Source organism: Mesorhizobium sp. M1E.F.Ca.ET.063.01.1.1 (assembly GCF_003998155.1).
Classification (GTDB): domain Bacteria; phylum Pseudomonadota; class Alphaproteobacteria; order Rhizobiales; family Rhizobiaceae; genus Mesorhizobium.
The window spans coordinates 61,965-82,977 of record NZ_RZSC01000002.1; the positions used below are offsets into that span (position 1 = coordinate 61,965).

General features: G+C 60.5%; 17 protein-coding genes. 9 read left to right on the top strand and 8 right to left on the bottom strand.

Annotation, left to right across the window (positions count from 1 at the left end; all coding sequences use genetic code 11):
• Positions 1-77: 77 nt before the first annotated feature.
• The 3 genes from EOA29_RS00865 (at position 78) to EOA29_RS00875 (ending at position 5,039) form a co-directional block, all read left to right on the top strand.
• Complete coding sequence (locus tag EOA29_RS00865) at positions 78-1,523, top strand: adenylate/guanylate cyclase domain-containing protein (protein WP_127220068.1); 1,446 nt, start codon at positions 78-80, stop codon at positions 1,521-1,523.
• A gap of 684 nt (positions 1,524-2,207) precedes the next feature.
• On the top strand, positions 2,208-3,524 hold the full coding sequence (locus EOA29_RS00870) for an adenylate/guanylate cyclase domain-containing protein (RefSeq protein WP_189350365.1): 1,317 nt from the start codon (positions 2,208-2,210) through the stop codon (positions 3,522-3,524).
• Positions 3,525-3,869: 345 nt separating this feature from the next.
• Positions 3,870-5,039: an epoxide hydrolase family protein gene (locus EOA29_RS00875; RefSeq protein ID WP_095818177.1), complete on the top strand. Its 1,170-nt coding sequence runs from the start codon at positions 3,870-3,872 to the stop codon at positions 5,037-5,039.
• Between the two features lie 146 nt (positions 5,040-5,185).
• Here EOA29_RS00875 and EOA29_RS00880 read toward each other — a convergent pair whose 3' ends face one another.
• Positions 5,186-6,382, bottom strand: a complete 1,197-nt coding sequence (locus EOA29_RS00880; protein ID WP_127220069.1) for an IS256 family transposase — start codon at positions 6,380-6,382, stop codon at positions 5,186-5,188.
• Positions 6,383-6,917: 535 nt separating this feature from the next.
• On the bottom strand, positions 6,918-7,871 hold the full coding sequence (locus EOA29_RS00885) for a LysR substrate-binding domain-containing protein (protein ID WP_245468321.1): 954 nt from the start codon (positions 7,869-7,871) through the stop codon (positions 6,918-6,920).
• A gap of 156 nt (positions 7,872-8,027) precedes the next feature.
• On the opposite strand from EOA29_RS00885, the gene EOA29_RS00890 reads away from it, so the two are divergent.
• The 4 genes from EOA29_RS00890 (at position 8,028) to EOA29_RS00905 (ending at position 12,664) form a co-directional block, all read left to right on the top strand.
• Entirely contained in the window at positions 8,028-8,999 is a 972-nt protein-coding gene (locus EOA29_RS00890; protein WP_126090171.1) for an ABC transporter substrate-binding protein, read from the top strand.
• A 358-nt stretch (positions 9,000-9,357) separates the two neighbouring features.
• Positions 9,358-10,164 carry an ABC transporter permease subunit gene (locus EOA29_RS00895; protein ID WP_245468326.1) on the top strand — a complete coding sequence of 269 codons (807 nt, stop codon included), beginning with the start codon at positions 9,358-9,360 and terminating at the stop codon, positions 10,162-10,164.
• Positions 10,161-11,237, top strand: coding sequence for an ATP-binding cassette domain-containing protein (locus tag EOA29_RS00900; protein WP_127220071.1), 1,077 nt, complete (start codon positions 10,161-10,163; stop codon positions 11,235-11,237). The genes EOA29_RS00895 and EOA29_RS00900 overlap by 4 nt, the downstream gene beginning before the upstream one ends.
• Positions 11,234-12,664, top strand: a complete 1,431-nt coding sequence (locus EOA29_RS00905) for an aldehyde dehydrogenase family protein (protein ID WP_127220072.1) — start codon at positions 11,234-11,236, stop codon at positions 12,662-12,664. Before EOA29_RS00900 ends, EOA29_RS00905 begins: the two co-directional genes overlap by 4 nt.
• Positions 12,665-12,688: 24 nt before the next feature.
• On the opposite strand, the gene EOA29_RS00910 is transcribed toward EOA29_RS00905, so the two are convergent.
• The 5 genes from EOA29_RS00910 to EOA29_RS00930 form a co-directional block, all read right to left on the bottom strand.
• The gene (locus EOA29_RS00910) at positions 12,689-13,213 is read right to left on the bottom strand and encodes an NAD(P)H-dependent oxidoreductase (RefSeq protein WP_189350363.1); all 525 of its coding nucleotides are present in this window, start codon (positions 13,211-13,213) and stop codon (positions 12,689-12,691) included.
• Positions 13,214-13,372: 159 nt separating this feature from the next.
• Complete coding sequence (locus tag EOA29_RS00915) at positions 13,373-14,410, bottom strand: GlxA family transcriptional regulator (RefSeq protein ID WP_126090166.1); 1,038 nt, start codon at positions 14,408-14,410, stop codon at positions 13,373-13,375.
• 61 nt (positions 14,411-14,471) lie between these two features.
• Positions 14,472-16,076: a GMC family oxidoreductase N-terminal domain-containing protein gene (locus EOA29_RS00920; protein WP_126090165.1), complete on the bottom strand. Its 1,605-nt coding sequence runs from the start codon at positions 16,074-16,076 to the stop codon at positions 14,472-14,474.
• On the bottom strand, positions 16,076-17,077 hold the full coding sequence (locus EOA29_RS00925; RefSeq protein WP_126090164.1) for a flavin reductase: 1,002 nt from the start codon (positions 17,075-17,077) through the stop codon (positions 16,076-16,078). Before EOA29_RS00925 ends, EOA29_RS00920 begins: the two co-directional genes overlap by 1 nt.
• A gap of 23 nt (positions 17,078-17,100) precedes the next feature.
• Positions 17,101-18,462, bottom strand: a complete 1,362-nt coding sequence (locus EOA29_RS00930) for an LLM class flavin-dependent oxidoreductase (protein ID WP_126090163.1) — start codon at positions 18,460-18,462, stop codon at positions 17,101-17,103.
• 429 nt (positions 18,463-18,891) lie between these two features.
• On the opposite strand from EOA29_RS00930, the gene EOA29_RS00935 reads away from it, so the two are divergent.
• Entirely contained in the window at positions 18,892-20,469 is a 1,578-nt protein-coding gene (locus EOA29_RS00935) for an HD domain-containing phosphohydrolase (RefSeq protein WP_127220073.1), read from the top strand.
• A gap of 12 nt (positions 20,470-20,481) precedes the next feature.
• The gene (locus EOA29_RS00940) at positions 20,482-20,832 is read left to right on the top strand and encodes a hypothetical protein (RefSeq protein WP_245464810.1); all 351 of its coding nucleotides are present in this window, start codon (positions 20,482-20,484) and stop codon (positions 20,830-20,832) included.
• On the opposite strand, the gene EOA29_RS42130 is transcribed toward EOA29_RS00940, so the two are convergent.
• Positions 20,820-21,013 (bottom strand): hypothetical protein (locus tag EOA29_RS42130; RefSeq protein WP_210213100.1); only part of this gene is annotated, 194 nt, incomplete at its 5' end. The genes EOA29_RS00940 and EOA29_RS42130 overlap by 13 nt on opposite strands.

A 21,013-nucleotide genomic window follows, 5' to 3' on the forward strand; every position in this document is an offset into this window, starting at 1 on the left:
CAACAAAGAAACTCAATCCCATTCGCATCGCGCTGGTTTTTTAGTAGGCTGTCGCGAGGCAAGGTTGGGTATCCGACGTGACGGTAGTCAACGATCGTCTTCTCGAAAGCAAGATGACCAAGGTGGAGCAGGCGCGAGCCTGGAGTCCACGCGTCATCTCGAAATTCGAGACGCTGATCAGGAGCGCCGACGACTACTCGCTCTATCGTGTTAATCCGCTGGCCTTTGCTCGCGACCGCGCAATTGCCGAGCCTGAAGCAATCGACCTCTTCCTTCATGCCGCCCGCTGTGGCTTGTTCGACATGAGTTGGGATGTGCTCTGTCCCCAGTCCGGGATGGTGCTCGATAGTTTCGGCGCCCTGCGGACGCTGAAGACCCACTACGTCTGTGGCCTGTGCGACGTGTCTGGCGACACCGACCTCGACGACTTCATCGAGGTCACCTTCTCGATATCACCGAAGTTGCGCCGCCTGCCGCACCATGATCCCGAGTCGCTCTCTGTCGAGGATTTTCACTGGAAGCTCCACTTCGGACCTGACGGGCGGCTACCGGGACAAGGGCTTCGCTTTCTTGACGTTCTGCGCGGCTTCGTTCGGGGCATGACGTTTCTGCCGCCCGGCACCACCACAGCGCTCCGCGCCGACCTCGGACCGGGCGCCCTTGCGGGCGTCAACGTGCAGACGCAGGCCGCATTCGCTGTGCCGATATCAGGTGATCCGGCATTGGCGCCGACGCTTCTGAAGATTGATTATGACGGCAAACGCTTCTTGCCGGCGTTGCCCGCCGTGCCACCTGGTCCGATTGTCATCGAGGTAACGAACAGGGGGCCGGTGCGAGGTTCGTTGCTTGCCATCAACTGGCCGCCCGAGCTTGTCGCGCTGACTAACAAGCCGGCGCTCGATTTCGACCCTTATGTTTCCGGTGGAGCGCTGCTTGCGCGGCAAACCTTCCGCCAGCTCTTCCGGTCCGAACGTGTCGACGAGAAGGAGGGGCTCGGTATCCGGCAGATCACCTTCCTGTTCACGGACCTCAAGGGTTCGACCGCCATGTATGAGCGCCTGGGTGACCTCAACGCCTATGCGTTGGTCCGCGAGCATTTCGCTCTGGTCAACGCGGCGGTTCAGCAACATTCCGGAGCGGTGGTCAAGACGATTGGGGATGCGGTGATGGCTGCATTCTCGCAGCCGTCGGATGCAATTTCGGCTGCACTCCACATCTTTGAAGAAATCGATCGCTTCAACGGCGACCATGACGGGCCGGGGATCATCCTGAAGATCGGTGCCCACTGTGGACCGTCGATTGCCGTGACGCTCAACGACAACCTCGACTATTTCGGCCAGACCGTGAATGTCGCCGCGCGCGTGCAGTCCTTGGCGGAAGCCGGACAGGTCTGCATTTCCGAGGCGCTCCATTCCGCGCCCGGGGTTAGCGAAATGCTTGCCGGCCTTCGTGTCGTGCCTTTTGACGCGCCTCTTCGAGGTGTGGAGGGTGATGCAACTGTCTATCGCATCATGCGGGGATAGACACGGATTGCGTGCCAACTCCCTTTCGCACTGCCTAGAACCGGAGCTTCCGGGCTGGACAAAAAAGGAATGGTGCCAGAGGCGGAATCCAAGTACAGGAAATTTGGTTTTGTTTCCAGATAGTTGACTATCGTCTCGTGGCAGCTCGAACCAACAAAAATACCAACAAAATATTTCTGTGGATTGGTTCGTTTCCCGAACACTATTCGCCAATGACGGTTCCCTGAATGGAAGAGCGGGGGTGTTTGCCGTGGATTTGAGCCGAATCCGATAAGTTTAATTTCTAATCGTCTAACCACTGGACTGCAATTTGCCTGTCTCCACGCAGCGTGGTCGACGCGGAGCGGGGACCCTCAACGCAAGAGCGCAATTAACCGAGGCCGCTTTGAGCATTGCGGATACTGAACGACCGCTTTGCGCCCGCAAGTCGGCCATTTAAGTAGGCTCTGACACCGCCTGAAAGCAGACGTTGCCATCGATTACGTTGGAGGAAACCCCCCGATGTAGTGGGAACCTAAGGTAACTTATGCCACACTACAGCAGGTCGAACGCCCTCCGGAAGACGAAAGGAGCGGGCCAACATTTGCAGATCGCCGGGGCCGCGACTCAGCGTGAGTAAGTGTCCCCTTTCCACGAAAAGGCAAAGAGATGACACCCCGAACGAAGTACGCGCGAAGTGGAGACGTGGCCATCGCATATCAGGTCTGGGGCAGTGGTCCAGTTGACCTTGTCTGGGCACCGGGAACGGCATCCCACCTCGATCTGGAATGGGAGATGCCACTTCGCGCTCTGTTTTTCGAGAAGCTTGGGGCGTTCTGCCGGGTCATCAAGTTCGACAAGCGTGGAACGGGGCTGTCCGATCGCCCAATCCGAATGGCGACACTTGAGGAACGGGCCGACGACATCCGGGCGGTGATAGATGCGGAGAAGGTGGAGCGCGCCAGCCTTTTCGGTGTTTCGGAGGGGGGCTCGATGACGAGCTTGTTCGCTGCCTTGAACCCGGACCGCGTGAGATCGCTGATCGTCTGGGGCACGCAAGCTCGTTGGTGTACTTCGGATGATCACCCATGGGGCATGTCGTCCGAGGCGTACGATCAGCTTATCAAGGATATGGCCGAGAACGGCCCCTCAGACGAATACATCCGTGGAGCAGGAGTCGGGCTCGGGCGTACTGTCGATCAAACGGTGGTCGATGCCTTCGCTCGTCATATGAGGGCCGCTGCAAGCCCGTCCGCGCATGCAGCCTACGAAGCGATGAACCGGGACATCGATATCCGGAACATCCTTCCCACGATTTCAGTCCCAACGCTGGTCATGAACCGGACTCAGGATCCGGTTGCATCGGTTGAAGCCGCGCGCGACATGGCGCGGCGCATACCTCAAGCAGAGATGAAGGAGTATCCCGGGGACACACACACCTTTGTCGCCAAGGATATGGATACGATTTTGGCTGACATTCAGTCGTTTCTGACCGGTGTGACGCCGGAGGTTGCGTCTGACCGAAAACTAGCCGCCATACTGTTCCTCGACGTCGTGTCATCGACGGACCAATTGGCGAGGGACGGGGATCAGTCATGGAGCAATACGCTGACCTCTTATTACAACATCGTGCGCAAGGAAATCGCACGCTACCGCGGCGAGGAGTTCACGGTTGCCGGTGATGGCTTCTTGGCACTGTTCGACGGACCCGCGCGGGCGGTACGATGCGCCCTCACCATTGCCGCCGCGGTGAAGCAGCTTGAGATCGACGTTCGAGCGGGTGTCCACGTCGGGGAATGTGCGATTGTTGGGGCCAACGTAACAGGCCTCGCTATCCACACGGGAGCAAGAATCATGAGTTCAGCGGAGGGGGGAATGGTTTTGACCTCTCAGACCGTGAGGGACTTGGTAGCGGGCTCAGGCCTCCGTTTCTCAGATCAGGGCGAGCGCGTGCTCAAAGGTGTGCCTGACAAACACCGGTTATTCCTCGCGATGTTGGAAGACGCTGGGGCGACTTCGTAGAGATTCCCCGCCTTGGTTCTAAGCCGTTCTAAGCTCGTAGCGGCAGCGAGCGGGCGGCCCCGCTTTCGGCCCCTGCTGCCCGTCAGCAATGCGCCTAAATCGGTCATTCGAATGCGCCGTTGGAGATCTTAAAAGCGGACGTTTGTTCTGGCCTTGGGGGGAAGTCCGGAAAGGGTGCAAAGCGGACATTGCGCCTACGGCAACGCCGACCTGCATAGCAGACGTTTTGCCGTGGCGCCGTTCGCAAAAAGGATGGCGTTTCAGGAAACGTTGTGCGCAGCTTTCAGTTCAGTCGGTATTACCCTTCGGCGGTCAACGTCGTCAGCCGTTTAAGCGGAGAACATCATGATTTCACCCTACATAATAAACATTCCTGACGAACGGCTCGCCACGATCAGAGCCAAGGTCGAGGCTTATGACTGGAGCCAGCTGCCGGATGCGGGAGGCTGGTCGGCGGGGGTCGGGGTTGATGACCTCAAGCGACTCGCCGGTTATTGGCGGGACAGCTACGACTGGCGTGCGGTCGAACGGCGCCTTAACGCGCTGCCCAACTTCACGGCCGACGTGGAAGGCGAGCACCTCCACTTCGTTCATGTGAAGGGTGACGGCTCCAAGCCGCCCGTACTGCTTCTCCACGGCTGGCCGGGCTCGTATCTCGAGTTCGAGCGGCTGTTGCAGCCGCTCGCAGCGGACGGGCACGATGTTGTCGTCCCCTCGCTTCCTGGCTTCGCGTTCTCCAACCCGATCACGCGCCCGATCGGCCCGCGGCGGGCTGCTGCGCTCGTGCATGGGCTGATGATCCAACTGTTCGGCGACGCGCGGTATTTCGTTCAAGGGGGCGATTGGGGCCACGGCATCGCGGCCTGGGCAGCGCATGATCGACCGGACGCTCTGCTCGGCATCCATATTAACATGATGACCGTGCGTGCGGAGGATGCCGCTCCGACGACCGACGAGGAGAAGTCCTTCGCCGCCAAGCGGGCCGCGATTGCCGATTGGGAGAGGGCCTACTTTCACGAGCAGGAAACACGTCCGCAGACGCTTGGCGTCGCGATGGCCGACAGCCCGGTCGGAGCGGCGGGCTGGATACTCGAAAAGTTCGGCAAGTGGGCCGATCTTCCGACAACCGCCGATGGCGCCCCGGACATATGGAGCAAGTTTTCCGAGGAGGAACTCCTCACCAACATCATGCTCTACATCGCGCCGGCATCGTTCGTGACTGCAACCTGGATCTACTACGGCAGCCGGATTGAGGGGTCGCTGATGCTTCCGGCCGGCACCCGCATCCAGGTGCCGACCGGCGTTGCGGCCTTTCCTGATCCGGTGTTCTTGCCGCCGCCGCGCTCGTTCGCGGAGAAAACCTACAACATCGTGCATTGGACCGACATGCCGCGGGGCGGGCATTTCGCCGCGCTGGAAGAGCCGGAACTGATGCTGGCCGACCTGCGAGCCTTTATCGCGACGGTGTCGGGAGCGCGCTTTGGCTGCTTTCGGGACCATGGATTGACTACCTGAACGTCTTCAATTGGGCGCTTCCTGCCATTCGGAAGTGCCCGCCGCGCACGGCAGTTATCCAATCGCCAAGACCCGAAAGCTGACTGTCCGCTCATGGCCCGGTTGTGTGCGTCAAGTTCTGCAAAAAGGGGCGGCCCTGTTGCTGGTCATGCGGCTTGGCGTAGAGCGAGCTTCTTGTGCTCGCGCAGGTCGTCCATGTTGATGTAGCGGTTGGCCTCCATCCAGTTCTCGTTGGTCTCGACGGCCAGCGCCCTGACGAGGCGCAGGCAGCTTTCGGCGTTGGGGAAGATGCGTACGACATAGGTGCGCCGGCGGATTTCCTCATTGAGGCGTTCGAGCATGTTGGTGGACTTGAGATGCTTGTGGTGCTGGCGCGGCAGGCAAAAGAAGGTCAGCGTGCGCTCGATGGTCTCCTCCACCCACATTGTCAGCCTTGGATAGCGGCCCGACCATTTGGACAGCCATGCGGCGAGATCGGCGTTGGCCTCGGCGAGATCGCGCCGGTCGTAGAGCCAGCGCAGCTCCTGCAGGCAGTCGTCGCCATGCTTCCTCGGCAGATGATCGAGCGCGTTCCTGAGAAAGTGCACGTAGCAGCGCTGCCAGGCAGCTTCCGGGATCACCTCGCCGATTGCCGCGACGAGGCCGGCATGGTCATCGGACACGACCAGCTCGACGCCCTTGAGGCCGCGCGCCTTCAGCGCCACGAGAAAGTCTTTCCAGGCCGAACGGCTCTCGCGATTGGCCATCTCCACAGCCAGGATCTGGCGCCGCCCGTCCCAGTCGATGCCGACCGCAATCAGCACCGCCTGGCTCGTGACGATGCCGGCTTCACGCACCTTCTCGTAGCGAGCGTCGAGGATGAGATAGGCAAAGGGCTCTTGAAGCGGCCGCTCGGCAAAGGCCTTCAGGCTCTCGTCCAGCCGCTTGTTGATGGCCGAGATCGCCGAGGCGGAGAAGGCATGACCGCACAGCTCCTCGGTGATCGCCTTCACCTTGCGGGTCGACACGCCCTGCACGTACATCTCCGCAAGGGTGGCCACCAAGGCGCGCTCGGAACGCTGGTAGCGCTCGAACAATTCGGTGGAGAAGCGGCCCGCCCGGTCCTGCGGAACCCGCAGCTCAAGCTTGCCGACACGGGTGACAAGGGTGCGGCCGTAATAGCCAGAGCGATAGCCGAGCCGCTCCGGCGTGCGCTCACTCTTCGAAGCACCCAGCGCCTCGTCCATCTCGGCCTCGAGCACCTCCTGCATCACCGCACGGATCACCTCGTGCAATCCATCCGGGTTCGAAAGCAGAATGTCTTTGACGGCGGCTATGGCGGATTTATCTTCAGTCTTGGTCATGGTGGCGTTCCTTCGCGGGAATCGGTGACGTGAACAATCACCAGCCTGCCATGACCGCCCTCTCGCAGCGAATTTGCAGAACTCTCAGCACACTACCCGGCCCATTGCGGTCATTTTAGATTATGGCTTCAAAGGCCGCGTATGTTTGCAAAGGACGGGGTTAGCTAAAGTCGACTGTATTGCGTCACGGGACCATACGGGACGATACGGGAGGATTTCTGATTTTCGTCCGCGAGAAACTCAATAAAATCAAAGATTTTTATACATCCTCCGGGCCCACCATGACCGTTATTTATCAATGACTTAGTGCATATTTCTTGCTTCCGTTAGCCAGATCCAGGGTGGCGAACTCCGCGCATTGCTTTGATTTTGTTGACTTATGGCGGGCTCCTGAGGCCCACCAGACGAAGTGGAAGGGGATCGCGGCGACCGGCGGCCGAGCGCGTCCTCCTGCGATACGCCGTCCACTTTGATTGTCGTTTCTAGATCTGCCGATACAAATTTCAGCAATTCAGTCTGCGACGGGCCCTTGGGCTCACTCCAATTCAATCGTCCCCTCAATGCCTGCCTTCCTCGCTGGGAAGGAACCTTTGATCCAATCCGCGAAGGCCTGGGCGGCAGCGGACGGGATTGATAGCCGGGGAAGCAAGAGGTGAAAAGCATGACGGATCACGGGCCTGGCATTGACGGGTTGAATGAGCGTCCCGTTCGAGAGGAATCTCTGAACCAGCGGCGGGCCGATCAAGGCAAATCCCTGACCTTCGAGCGCGGCCTGAACCAGGTTCGTATAGGAATTCACGGTTATTCCGGCCTTCGCTCTTGCCAAATCGAGTCCGTGAACACGTAGCCAAGTCGACCACCTGGTATGTTCGTCATATGGACCTTCCAGGTGAATGAGGGGATAGGTCAGGAGTTCGGACGGCTCGAGCATCGTGCCCGCGGGAAGAAATGTATTGGCGCAGGTAGGACTTATCTCTTGCCGAACAAGGAATGTCGTCTCGGCGTCATCAAACGGTGGGGAGCCGTACCGGATCGCGAGGTCCATGTTGTCCTCGAACTGCAAGTTGCTGTCTGAGACGATAAACCTCAGTTCGATGTCGGGGTGGATCGCCCTGAACTCACCGAGTCTCGGTGATAGCCAATAGGTCATGAAACCCGGCGTGGCGCCAACATTGACGACGTTGGTGTCGGAGCGCCGGCTGATTTCGAGCGTCGCGCGCAGCGCTCGTTCAAGGACCTCGGAGATGGCGCGGTGATACCTCTCTCCTGTCCTTGTCAACCGAACCGAACGTTGCAGCCGTTCGAACAGCGGCACACCGAGAAATCTCTCCAGGGCATGAATCTGCTGGCTGACCGCGACACGCGAAACGTTCAGCTCCGACGCCGCTTTGGTAAAGCTAAGCTGACGTCCGGCGGCCTCGAAGGTGATTAGAAGATTGGGCGGCGGCAGCTTGTGGCGAAGTTTTTGCATAAAGCCCAGCTTACCCATTGCGTAGGAATTAAGCAACTTGCCAACTGTCCGCCGGGACGTAATCTGCCTCCTGCTTAATAAGCCGAAAAAAGACCTGATCGCGCGCCGCGGGGAGGCAGCAGCAATGCCGCTCGCCGCGAATGGTCAGGCATAACTTCGCCAAAGGGGAATGAAATGAAATCTCTTCTTGCAGCAGTCGGCATGATCGGCGCGAGCTTTCTGGCAGGCGCATCGCCCGCCAGCGCCGCGTGTGGCACGGTGACGATCACCGAAATGAACTGGGCCTCGGCCGCCGTGGTGACCGCCGTTTCGAGCTTCCTGATGGAGCAGGGCTATGGCTGCACGGTGAAGAAGGTGCCTACCTCCACGGTTCCGGCGCTCACTTCGCTCGCCGAAACGGGACAGCCCGACATCCTGACCGAAGTCTGGCCCGGCGTCGCGGATATCTATTACAAGCTCGAGAAGGAGGGCAAAATCGTCAAGGTGGGCGACGTTCTCTCCGACGGTGGCGTCGATGCGTGGCTGATACCCGATTATCTCGCCGAAGCCCATCCCGAGTTAAAGACGCTCGACGGCATCCTGGCCAACCCGAAGCTCGTGGGCGCCCGGTTCAACAATTGCCCGGTCGGTTGGGGTTGCCGCACCTCGAATGACAACCTGATCAAAGCCTTCGAACTTGAGAAGCATGGGATCGAGGTTTTCAACCATGGTTCAGGCGAGACGCTTGCTGCTTCGATCGCCGCGGCCTACACCGCGAAGGAGCCTTGGTTCGGCTACTATTGGGCTCCCACGGGGGTCCTCGGAAAGTACAAGATGGTAGAGGTCGACATGGGGCCCGTCGACAAGGACAAGGCGAAGTGCAACGCCACGGCCAATTGCCCGACCCCAGGCAAGACCGGTTGGCCGAAGGCCACGGTTTTGACCACGATGTCGAAGCCTTTCTATGACAAGAACCCTGAACTGGTCGCGCTCATGAGCAAGGTGAGCTTCACCAACCAGATCATGAACGAGCTTCTTGCCTGGCAGGAAGACAAGAAAGCAACCGCCGACGAGACAGCCGTGTATTTTCTGACAAAATACAAGGACGTTTGGCCGAATTGGCTGTCCGAGGACGCCAAGGCGAAGGTTACCGCCATCGTGAAGTAACGTTCCGGGTTCGCGGGCAGATACTGTCTGCGAACCCATCGCCGTTGTTGTGGATCCTGGGTTTCGAGATGGCATCGCGCTGCGCGCCAATCCGACACCAGACTGAAGGCGCCCCATGGCTTTTTACGACGGACTTTTCAATCAGCTCGGACTTCGTGGGTGGTGCGATGCCTCGGACACCACAGGTCCGATGAGCATGGCCGAATTGCTCAAGAAGAGCAAAGAAGCCAATGCGGGCGGGCAGGCTCCGGCGGACGCTCCGTTCCCTTCGCTCGACGCACTGCATGACGCCTGTCGCGCCGTGCCGCGCACCAGGGACCTCACTGCCGGCATCGAGAGCAGCTTCCTCCACGTGCGGGTGGCGTTGAAGACGGTGCTCGATCCGCTGACGCAGCCACTGTCATGGCTTCTGGATTTCTCACTCAGGGTGGTCGAAGTCGTCCCGTGGTGGGCGCTGGTGATCGCGCTTCTGCTGCTTGTTTATTTCGTATCCCGGTCATGGTCCATCCTGGTCCTGGTCGCCACGACTTTGTTGCTCTTTGGCTTCATCGACCACCTTCATTACGCGCTGCAGACGATGGCAATCGTCTTCACCTGCACGTTCATCTGCATCCTGATTGGCATACCAATCGGCATACTGATGGCGAAGAGCAACCGGTTTGAGCGGCTTTCGCTGCCTGTCCTCGATATGCTGCAGACGCTTCCGTCCTTCGTTTACCTCATTCCACTGATCTTCCTCTTCTCGGTCACCGAGTCGAAGCTCTACGGGATTGCCATCATTCTTTATGCCGTCGTTCCGGTAATTCGGCTCACGAACCTCGGCATCCGTATGGTTGACGGCAATGTCGGCGAAGCCGCAGATGCCTTTGGCATGGACCGCTGGCAGAAGCTGGCGAAGGTGGAGATGCCGCTGGCGCTTCCGAGCATAATGGCGGGCGTCAATCAAACAATCATGATGGCGCTTTCGATGGTCGTGATCGCATCTCTGGTGTCGGCTCCGGGGCTGGGCGTCCTCGTCCTGCGCGGCATCAACAACCTCGAACTAGGCGTCGGACTGGTCGCGGGCCTCGGCATCGTGCTCTTGGCCATCAATTTCGACAGGGTGAGCAAGGCCTCGATGGCACGCGTCAATGGAACGCTCCAGCCCCGGGGAGAAAGCCGTTGACCGAGCAACCGAAGATTTCCATCCGGAACCTGTACAAGATCTTTGGTACCGATCCGCAGTCCATGGTGTCCAAGGTCCAGGGCGGTATGAGCAAGGCCGAGCTTCTGGAGAAACACAACCATGTCATTGGGCTTCAGGACATAAACGTTGACATACGCCGCGGCGACATCACCGTGATCATGGGTCTTTCGGGTTCGGGAAAGTCTACGTTGATCCGCCATCTGAACGGCCTCATCAAGCCTACCGCCGGCGAAATCCTCCTCGACGGCATCAATGTGGCGGGCCTCGCTGGGGCAGCGCTCCGGGAGCTGCGCAGGTTTCGGATGTCGATGGTGTTCCAGAACTTCGCTCTGATGCCGCATATGCGGGTTCTCCAGAACGTCGAGATGGCGCAACGCGTCAGAGGCGACAGCGCGTTGGATGCCCATCACAACGCGATCAAATGGCTGGAGCGGCTCGGCCTCAAGGGGTTCGAGAACCACTATCCGCACCAGCTCTCCGGTGGCATGCAGCAGCGCGTGGGAATCGCGAGAGCGCTGGCTTCCAATTCCGATGTCATGCTTATGGACGAGGCGTTTTCAGCGCTTGATCCTCTCATGCGAACGGACATGCAGAACCTTTTGCTCGAACTTCAGGAAGAGCTTTCCAAGACGATCGTCTTCATCACCCACGACCTGGATGAAGCGCTCAAGATCGCCGATTACCTGGTGATCCTGAAAGACGGCGTGGTGGTCCAGCAAGGTGAGCCGCAGAGCATCATCCTCAATCCAGCCGACGCTTACATCGAGAAGTTCGTGAACGACATAAATCGGGCACGCGTGCTCCGTGCGGAATCTGTGATGGTGCCGGGTATCATCGTCAAGTCCGGCACATCGGGGCAGGTCGATGTGGACGACAATCTCGAAACGGTGATGGCGCGTTCGCAAGGCGATCTCAGCAAGACCTTCGTCGTCGTCAGGGACGGCATTCCGGCCGGGTTGATAAAAATGCAGGACGTCTTCACGGCATTGGTCCCCCGGCATGCCCTTCCGCCGGCGGCCGCAGGAGCAATCAAAGAGGCACAGAGATCTTGAAGTATCTCGACCATTTCTACGTCGACGGCCGCTTCGTTCCTGCAAGAGACAGGCCGCAGAGGGTCGTCATCAACCCGGCGACGGAAGAACCCGCCGGAAGCATCGCGATGGGCACAACGGAGGACGTCAACGCGGCAGTCGTAGCTGCCCGGAAAGCCTTCGGCACCTATGGTCACTCTTCGCGCGAGGAACGCCTGGAGATGCTTCGGCGCGTGCTTGCGCTGTTCGATGAGCGCGCCGAGGAGTTTGCGCAACTGACGACACTCGAGATGGGCGCGCCGATCACATTCGCGCGGCAGGCCCAGATCGCCGGGTCGAGGGCGCACATAGCCGATACCATCCGCATTCTCGAGCACTACGAATTCGAGCGGCTGGCCGGCCGGACGCTGTTGGCGTTCGAACCGGTCGGCGCCTGCGCTCTCATCACACCATGGAACTTCCCGGTTCTCCAGATCGTCACGAAAGTAATGCCGGCGCTGGCGACCGGCTGCACGATCGTGCTGAAGCCGAGCGAATACGCGCCGATCAGCCCGATGCTGTTTGCCGAAGTGCTCCACGATGCCGGCGTGCCGCCCGGCGTCTTCAACCTGATCAACGGTGACGGGCCCACGGTCGGCGAAGCGATGTCGAGCCATCCGGATGTCGACATGGTGTCATTCACGGGATCCACCCGTGCAGGCGTTCAAGTCGCAAGGAACGCCGCCGACACCGTCAAGCGTGTCCATCAGGAACTCGGCGGAAACTCCGCCAACATCCTGATGCCGGATGTCGATCTGGAGCCGGCCGTGACCAAGGGAGTTCTCGGCGCTTACCGCAACGCGGGCCAGTCATGCACCGCGCCGACGCGCATGCTCGTGCCTCGGCAACTGCACGACGAGGCAATCGGGATCGCGAAGCGGGCGGCCGAATCCGTGATTATCGGCGACGTGAACGACGAGGCTACCATGCTCGGCCCGGTGATGAACGAACGACAGTTCGAGCGCGTCAATTCTCTGATCGAATCCGCGGATCGGGAAGGCGCAACCCTCGTGACCGGCGGGTCCGGCAGGCCGTCGTCGCTGAACCGAGGATATTTCGTGAGGCCGACGGTGTTCGGCCATGTGACGGAGGAGATGACCGTGGCTCGAGAGGAGATGTTCGGCCCGGTTGTCAGCCTCATCCCCTATGACAGCGTCGATGAGGCGATCGAGATCACCAACGACACTCCCTATGGCCTCGCCGCTTATCTGCAATCGAAGGATCTCGGCGCGGCCAAACGCGTCGCCTCGAAACTTCGCGCCGGACAGGTGATGATCAACCACCCGGCCTGGGATGCGTCCGCGCCGTTCGGAGGCTTCAAGCAGTCGGGCAACGGTCGCGAATGCGGGGAATTCGGTTTCGAGGCATTCCTCGAGGTCAAAGCGATTGGCGGACTTCATGAAGGCTGAGCCAAGCCGTTCCAGCATTCGAGCTCAGCGCACCGCGGCGACAAGCGTTCCCACGGCCGCCGCGATCCGCTGACGCAGTCCCTCGGTCGGTTCGTTCTCCGGCCCGAAATCGTGGTCCAGCGCATAGACAGACCCGGGTACGACGACCGCTCGAAAAAAAGCAAACAAGGGTCGAAACTGGTGGTCGATCATCAATTCGTGGCTCGGTGCCTTGGCGGTCGCGGCGACCAGAACCGGACGCTCGCGAAGAGCGTTCATGTCCAGCACATCGAACAGATGCTTCAGCAGGCCTGTGTAGGATGCCTTGTACACCGGTGACCCGACCACGAGTGCATCACATGTTTCGATCGCCATCCAAATTCTGTCGATTTCAGGCGGCGCGTTCTTCCTTCCAAAAGTGGCGCCAAGGGACGGTCCGGCATCCACCAGGTCGAAGACCTGGGAGCCCCAATTCAATTCTCTCGCCGCTGCGTCGACAATCGTCTCCACCATTCTCCGGGTCTTCGAAGGGCGGCTGAAATTACCGCTGATTCCGACTATGGTTCCCATTGAGCCAGCCTCCTTTCCGCTGTGTTTCGCGTCCGTCACAGCCCGGCCGCGGTTGACGACGCGATCGACGTTAGCCGAGCAGAAAACGACCATCGCGGATCTATTGCCGCCAGGTAGACCAGTGCGCTCCGCGGCAATGGACCGGTCGAGCGCGTTCAGTCATACCATGCGTCCCAAAGATGCGCGCGATCCAGCCCGTCCGAGAGAAGGAACGTAGGCACTTCGTGGGCGCTGCGTTCGCATCCGCTGCGGGGAGACGCCATGGAATGCCTTGTAGCACTTGGCGAAATGGGACCCTGAGACAAAGCCGCACGCTACGGCCACGTCGATGATGGCCATGTTTGATTGCAGGAGCATCAGCCGTGCTCGATCCAGTCGAAGCTCGAGAAAGTAGCGGGAGGGAGATGTCGCGAGCTCTCTGGCGAAAAGACGCTCCATCTGCCTACGGGAAAGGTTGATGTGCCTCGCCACCGCCGTGATACCCGTCTGATCCGCGATACTGTCTTCCATGAACTGAACGGCCGACAGCACAAGCGGGTTAACGCTGCCCAATGTCCTCAACGGACTGGGCTGCCGTTCAAACGGCTCCCTTATACGGTCGACAATTGCCTGTTCGCATATCGCCAGCGCCACTCGTCGGCCGCAGTCCTTTTCAATAAAGTGGAGCATCATATCGAAGGAGGCCGTCCCGCCAACGCAGGTATGGATGTCGTCGTCGCTTTCGACGAGGCCGCTGCCGACAATGACAGACGGAAACGTCTCTCTGAAGATTGGAAGGTTCTCCCAGTGGATGGTGCAGCGCCTCCCAGCCAACATTCCAGCATTCGCGAGGATGTGCGCACCTGTACAGATTCCCGCCACGGGAATGCCGAAATTCCGGCTTTGGCGCAGCCACCCCGCGACAGATTTGTCCACCGCATGCTCGACGTGCCAGCCCGTGCAGACCACGATCATATTCGACCGCTCCGCTCGTGTGCTCGAACGCTCTGCAGCAACAGAGCGATCAGGTGAAACCGACAATCCGCAGCTGGATCGCACGGGGTTACCGTCCACGGTGACGATCCGCCATCGATAGACTTCTTCCCCCATGACCGCATTCGCCAAACGCAACGCTTCGATCGCGGACGCAAACGCAAGCATGGTGAATTCGGGCACGATGTAGAAAACGAAGGTCTTTGACACGGGCTCTTTGGTCATTTGTCAGATCACTCGAAACTGGAGCGGCGGTCATGCTTCCGTGCCCCAATCACCTGTCAAATCATGCCGTCGCGTAGGCGGCTTGTTTCTGAAGGATCAGATCGGCGCCTTTCTCTCCGATCGCCATGCTGATGGCATTGAGATTGCAGCTCGGTATCTGCGGGATGATGGAGGAATCGACGACGCGCAGGCCCTCCACGCCGATGACCTTGAGGTCCGGTGTCACGACGGCCATCGGGTCGATGCCCATCTTGCATGTGCCGCACGGATGGTAGCTGCCGCTCGCGTTCTCGCGCATATAGGCGATCCACTCATCGTCCGTTTGCACATCCTTGCCAGGCTTGAACTCGCCGGTGACGTATGGCGCGAACGCTCTCGAGTTCAGCGCGGCGCGGGCTATCCTGCCGCCAGCCATCAACGTCTCGATGTCGTAGCGGTCGCTCAAAAGGTTCAGCTGAATCTTGGGCTGTTCGTATGGGTCGGCCGATCGCAATTCGAGATAGCCCCGGCTTCGCGAATTGTTGACGTTGGGCTGGAGATTGATCGCGGCCTCCTTCTGCATCTCAATGCCATCATGGGTGTAGTTCGCCGAAAAGGCCCCGAAATGGTACTGGATGTCGGGATATTCGAGTTCTGGTCTGGTCCTGATGAGACCTACGCCCGTGTAGGTGTAGGTGGCGTAACCTGAGCGGTCGAGGAGGAACTGAGCGCCGTATTTCAGTTTTCCCAGGAGGTTGAACTCCTGGTTCGCGGTCTTGACGTTGACGTAGGCCTTCACTTGCGTGCTGGCATGCTCCTGGAGGTTCCGGCCCACGCCGGGGCTGTCGTGCAGCACTTCGATGCCGTGCTCCCGAAGCTGCTCCTGCGGACCGATGCCGGAGAGCATCAGGAGCTTCGGCGAATTGACCGCGCTCGCTGACAGGAGGACCTCGCCGACGCACTGCTCAATCCGCGTCTTGCCACCGGCATCGAACTCGACGCCCGCCGCGCGGCGTCCGTTGAACACGATCCTGCGCACCACCGCGCCTGTTACGATCCTCAGGTTAGGCCGCTTCTTGATCGGGTCAAGGTAGCCTCTGGCCGCGCTGAAACGAGTCCCCATGTGCTGCGTGACATGGATGATGGCCGCGCCGTCGGTGGGTTCGGCGTTGTAGGCGGGATTGTGCGGATAGCCTAGTTCCTTCATGGCTTCGACGAAGACGTAGGCAAGCTTGGGAGGCTTACGGACAGCGCTGATGACAACCGGGCCGTCCTTACCGTAGATATCGGTCACGCCGTCCCTGTTGCCCTCGACCTTTTTGAAATAAGGCAAGATTTCGTCATAGGACCAGCCCCGGTTCCCCAGTTGCGCCCAATGGTCGTAGTCGCCTCGGTTTCCGCGGACATAGAACATCGCGTTGATCGAACTGGAGCCGCCGAGTCCCTTGCCACGGGGCATCATGTCCCGGCGGTTATTCCGGGTCGGATCCGGTTCGGTCATGAACTTCCAGTTGGTGCGCTCGTCGGCCATCGCCTTGAACGCCAACGCGGGCATGATGATGTTCAACCTCTTGTCGCTGCCGCCGGCCTCCAGCAGCAGTACTTTTGTCGACGGGTCAGCGCTCAGCCTGTTGGCGAGCACGCAGCCCGCCGAACCCGCACCTATGACAATGTAGTCCCAGTTCATCATCTCGCCGGTCGGTTCTGGGAAATCAGCTTCGAGAGAGTTCGGAGGGTGGCGCGAATGTCCGCCTCCGGTATGCCCTCCAGCTGATCTTTCTGGAAATTCTGCCAACGCGTCCGGATCGCCTCGCGCCTATGCCGCCCGGCTTCGGTGAGGATCAACTGGCCGTCGGCCGAGCTGACGAGCATCCCGCGCTCAACAAGCGTGGCCAAGGCGTCCTCCGTGTCCCGCTGACCGAGATATGTGACCCGCGCCACCTGGTCCGTCTTCAGGCCCGGCATGTCGTATACGCAGGCAATCACCCGGGCCACCGAGATATCGAGACCTTCGGCATGGCGGTGCTCGTCGAAAACGGCCGAAAGGAGATGGTGCGCTTCGAATATCTGAGGAATGATCGTTCCCTCGGTGGAAGTCTCGGGCGTCAAGCCGCCGACCTCAGGCGATGGCGAAACCTCCGGGTGAGAGTAGGCGACGCTGTACTGGCCTTGGGCAAAAAGCAGCGGCTCCCCCTCGAAGCGACTGGCGCGGCGCACAAGACCGATCAGGATCGTATGGTCGCCGCCTTCGACCTGCGAGTAGGTTTCGCACTCGAAGTGCGCCAGACAACCGTGAAGCAAGGGGGAGCCGAACTCGCCAGTCGACCATGAGGCATCCGCGAACTTGTCCTCGACCTTGCTCGAGAAATGTCTGGAGACATTCATCTGCGTCGAGGCGAGGATGTTTACGGCAAAGCGCTTGCTGTTCGTGAACAACGGATAGCTGCGTGAGGCGCGACTAATGGACCAAAGCACCAGCGGCGGATCGAGTGACACGGAAGCGAAGGAGTTGACGGTGACGGCGGCCCGCTGCTCTTCCATCTCCGTGGTGATGATCGCAATACCTGTCCCGTAAAGGCCGAGACACCTGCGGAAGAGACGGCTATCGTTCGCTGGATCGCCCTCCTCGATCGGCTGGCGAGCGGCGTCCTCAGTAAAGAGCGTGTCTTGGCTGGTGTTCGTTTGCATATCCGATTCTCGTCCAATCAAACTTAGCTGGCGAGACGCTCATCCAAGGGAGGCTTGCCCTCGTAGCGGCTGGCGGGAACCGGGAGGCCGAGATTCTCGCGGAGAGTTCGTCCTTCATACTCATCGCGGAAACGGCCGCGTTTGCGCAGTTCCGGCAGAACCAGTTCGACAAAGTCGTTGATGCCGTGTGGGAGAAGGCTCGGCGTTATGTTGAAGCCATCGGCGGCACCCTGTTCGAACCAGGACTCCATCTCATCGACGACGTCGGCCGCGGTTCCGACGATGGTCTTGTGCTCCTGGGCCATGCCGATCTTCTTGTAGAGCTGACGTATTGTCAGGCCCTGCTTCTGGGCGAGGTCGTAGTACATCTGAGCGCTGCTCCTGAGGCCGACCTTGTCAAGGTCCGGCTTTGGCACCGGGCCGTCCAGTGGCAGATGCGAAAGATCGCCAAACGATCGGTAGAGCATCGAAAGGCCAACGATCGGATCGATGAGCGCCTCGAGCTGTTCGTATTTCTCTTGCGCTTCCTCGCGGGTGCGGCCGACGATGGGTGTCAGGCCGAGCATCATGAGGAGGTCGCTCCTCTTGCGACCAAAGTGCTCCAACCTGTCCTTGACGGAAGAATAGTAGTCCTGAGCGGACTTGAGGTCGTTCTTGGCCATGAAGACCATGTCGCAGTACTGGGCCGCGATCTGCTGACCGGGCTCCGATACGCCAGCCTGCACCAGGATCGGCCGACCCTGCGGCGAGCGTCGGACGCTCAACGGTCCGCGGACGGAGAAATGCTTGCCTACGTGGTCGAGGACATGCATTTTCTTTTCGTCGTAGAAGACCCCGGATTCCTTGTCGAGAAGAAACGCGTCCTCGTCCCAGCTGTCCCAGAGACCGGTGACCACCTCGACGAACTCGTGCGCGCGCTCATAGCGGGTGTCGTAATCGAGTTGCTTGCTCATCGAGAAGTTCCAAGCCTCCTGATCCGACCAGGAGGTCACCACATTCCAGGCGGCGCGGCCTCCGCTGATCTGGTCGAGCGAGCCGTATTTGCGCGCAATATGATAGGGCTCGTTGTAGGTCGTCGACGCCGTGGCTACCAGGCCGATGTTGCGGGTAAGAGGGGCCAAGGCTGAAAGGAGCGTCAGCGGCTCCAGTTCCACGTTGTGGCGCGATCTGCACATCGATCCCTTGGGCTTGTCGTCCAGCCGGACGCCTATACCGTCCGCCAGGAACAGCATGTCGAACTTGGCGCGTTCGGCTGTCTGCGCCACTTCCAGAAACGATTGGAAGAGAGAGGCGCCATCCGCCGGTACATCCGGATGCCGCCACGAGCCAACATGGTATCCCATGTACCGCATGGAGAGACCGAGCTTCATCTGCTTCTTGTTCATAAGGAAAACCCTCCGTTGGCATGCGTGGCGGCGGCGATCTGGCGATGGCACGACCGGCGGACATGCTCTTGTTGAGGGCAACTTCCGACTTCGGCCGGACATTGTAAACGCCGAAAAAACTGCCGTTGTTGTTAAGCGGAGCTTACGCCTGGCATGGGCAGAAGTTCTAGAAATATGAGGAAAATCCTACAGCCAGATTTCTCGACCATTGCACCAAGTCAAGTGGGCGCTGGAACAAGAGGTCGCGCCGCTTTCGACGCCAATCCAGCCAGCCTGAAATGTCGCTTTTCGGCATACCACAGCGCAAAGCCGACAGTCCGTTTACGGCCCCAAACGGGTCGCTGCTTTTGTGCAGCAGGCGGCTTGCGACTTTTGCCCTAGGTGTTAGGGGCGCGCCGGGATAGCATGTGTGCGGATTGGGAGTGTGCGATGACAGAAGTCTCGATGCGCCGGGCGGACTTCATGATGGTCCTCGCCTATGCTTCGGACCTTGCCACTGGCCATTCTCGCGACTTCGCGCTGAAATCCTGCGTGCTTGCGATGCGGATCGCCGAGCTTGCCGGCCTTTCCGATGAGATTCGGCGCAATGCCTACCACCAGTCGATGCTGCGCTATGTCGGCTGCAATGCCGACACCGACCTTCTGTCGGCCACCTTCGGCGACGAAATCGCGCTCCGTCAGGATCTCGTCGGTCTCGACATGGGCAACCGTGCGGAACTGGGCAGGGTCTTCGTGCAGGCCTTTAAGCGGCTCTACTACGATCTCGATCCCGACGCGCAGGCCAAGGCAATCGAGGCCGCGATGTCGCAGGCGCTTACCGTGGCCCGCCCGGTCCTCACCGCGCATTGCGAGGTAGCGCAGCGGATCGGCGAGCGGCTGGGCCTGTCCGACGAGATCCGGCGCAATCTTGGACAGATCTACGAACGCTGGGACGGCAAGGGCCTGCCGCGCGGGCTGAGCGGCCAGAACGTCCTGCCGGCCGTGCGCCTGATCACTTTGGCGCAGGATGCCATTGCGCTCAGCGATGCCGTGGGCATCGACGCGATGGCCGAAACCATCGCAAGCCGGTGCGATGGTCCATACGAGGCGGAACTGGCCCGGCTCGTCTCCACTAACGCCACGGCGCTGATGGAAGGCATCGGCGCGACCGTCGACCGCGAGACGATTTTGGCGCTGGAGCCCGATCCGCCGGTGACGCTGGACGAAGCGGCTTGTGACGAGGCTTTCCTCGCCATCGCCGACATGATCGACATGCGCATGCCGTTCACGCAAGGCCATTCGCGGATGGTGGCGGAACTGGCCGAGGGAGCGGGGGCAGGGATCGGGCTGCCGGCCGCCGACGTCCGCGCGCTGCGCTGGTCGGGCTGCATCCATGACATCGGCGAACTGGTGGTGCCGGTGGCAACCTGGATGCGCAACGGTCCGCTGTCGGTCCGTGAGCGGGACGCCGCTCAGCTGCACGCCTATTACGGCGAGCGGGCGCTGGCCTCGTTCGGTCGCCAGGGCGATGCTATGGCCGGGCTGGTGCTTCGCCATCACGAACGCCTGGACGGATCGGGCTATCACCGCAAGGTCAGTGGTTCCGACCTGTCGCCGGCGGCGAGGATCCTGGCGGCCGCCGAAGCGTTCCAGACGTCGCGGGAGGAACGGCCGCACCGCAAGGCGTTATCCAGCGACGCTGCGGCGACACAGTTGCGCGCAACTGTTCGTGACGGCTGTATCTGCCCCGACGCCGCCGAGGCCGTGTTGTCCTTCGCCGGGCAGCCGTCGCGCCGGGCGCCGCCCCGGGCGCTCGGCGGCATGACGCCACGGGAGATCGAGGTGCTGCGCCTGATCGCCGCCGGCCTTACGGCGAAGGAGGCGGCGCGGAAGCTGGATATCTCGCCCAAGACCGCGGACCATCATATCGAGAGCGTCTATTCCAAGATCGGCGTGACCACACGCGCCGCCGCCGCGCTCTATGCGGTCGAGCACGGCCTGGTCCGACCGGGCGAAACGCAGGCATAGGGAATACACCCCATGTGCGCCCGCCGCGAGGCGCGCATCGTGATCGTGTCGACGACCAATGGTGGCCGCGACCGACAGGAGGGCAATCCAATGCTGCTTGCAACGACGAAGGTGGCGGACGTCGACCGCTTCATCCGTATCTTTTCGACCAAGGGCGCCGACAAGCGCCGGCTGCACGGCTCGAACGGCGCAACCGTGTTCCGCGACCCCAGCGAGCCCGACCGCGTGTGGGCGATCTTCGACTGGGATGCGGAGGGCTGGAGGAATTTCGTGTCGGATCCGGAGGTCCCCGCGATCCTGCAGGAAGCCGGCCATGTCGGCAAGCCGCAGGCGGCACTGCTGCTCGGCCACTACGACGCCTGACCTCCGCGCCGCGCGCCGCCTGCCGTCCGGCAGCGGCGCCCCGGAAACACCTTGGAAGCAGAACCGAAGAAAACCCAGAATCGGAGAATCAAATGGATCAGAAACCCATCAAGATCGGCCTTGTCGCCGAACTCACCGGCCCGTTGTCCTTCATGGGCATCGCCAACGCGAACCTCACCAC

Excerpts from the sequence above, each read along its gene's own strand:
- EOA29_RS00875 (WP_095818177.1), top strand. The coding sequence starts at position 3,870 with ATGATTTCACCCTACATAATAAACATTCCTGACGAACGGCTCGCCACG.
- EOA29_RS00880 (WP_127220069.1), bottom strand. The coding sequence starts at position 6,382 with ATGACCAAGACTGAAGATAAATCCGCCATAGCCGCCGTCAAAGACATT.
- EOA29_RS00885 (WP_245468321.1), bottom strand. The coding sequence starts at position 7,871 with ATGGGTAAGCTGGGCTTTATGCAAAAACTTCGCCACAAGCTGCCGCCG.
- EOA29_RS00890 (WP_126090171.1), top strand. The coding sequence starts at position 8,028 with ATGAAATCTCTTCTTGCAGCAGTCGGCATGATCGGCGCGAGCTTTCTG.
- EOA29_RS00910 (WP_189350363.1), bottom strand. The coding sequence starts at position 13,213 with ATGGGAACCATAGTCGGAATCAGCGGTAATTTCAGCCGCCCTTCGAAG.
- EOA29_RS00915 (WP_126090166.1), bottom strand. The coding sequence starts at position 14,410 with ATGACCAAAGAGCCCGTGTCAAAGACCTTCGTTTTCTACATCGTGCCC.
- EOA29_RS00920 (WP_126090165.1), bottom strand. The coding sequence starts at position 16,076 with ATGAACTGGGACTACATTGTCATAGGTGCGGGTTCGGCGGGCTGCGTG.
- EOA29_RS00925 (WP_126090164.1), bottom strand. The coding sequence starts at position 17,077 with ATGCAAACGAACACCAGCCAAGACACGCTCTTTACTGAGGACGCCGCT.
- EOA29_RS00930 (WP_126090163.1), bottom strand. The coding sequence starts at position 18,462 with ATGAACAAGAAGCAGATGAAGCTCGGTCTCTCCATGCGGTACATGGGA.
- EOA29_RS00935 (WP_127220073.1), top strand. The coding sequence starts at position 18,892 with ATGACAGAAGTCTCGATGCGCCGGGCGGACTTCATGATGGTCCTCGCC.
- EOA29_RS00940 (WP_245464810.1), top strand. The coding sequence starts at position 20,482 with ATGTGCGCCCGCCGCGAGGCGCGCATCGTGATCGTGTCGACGACCAAT.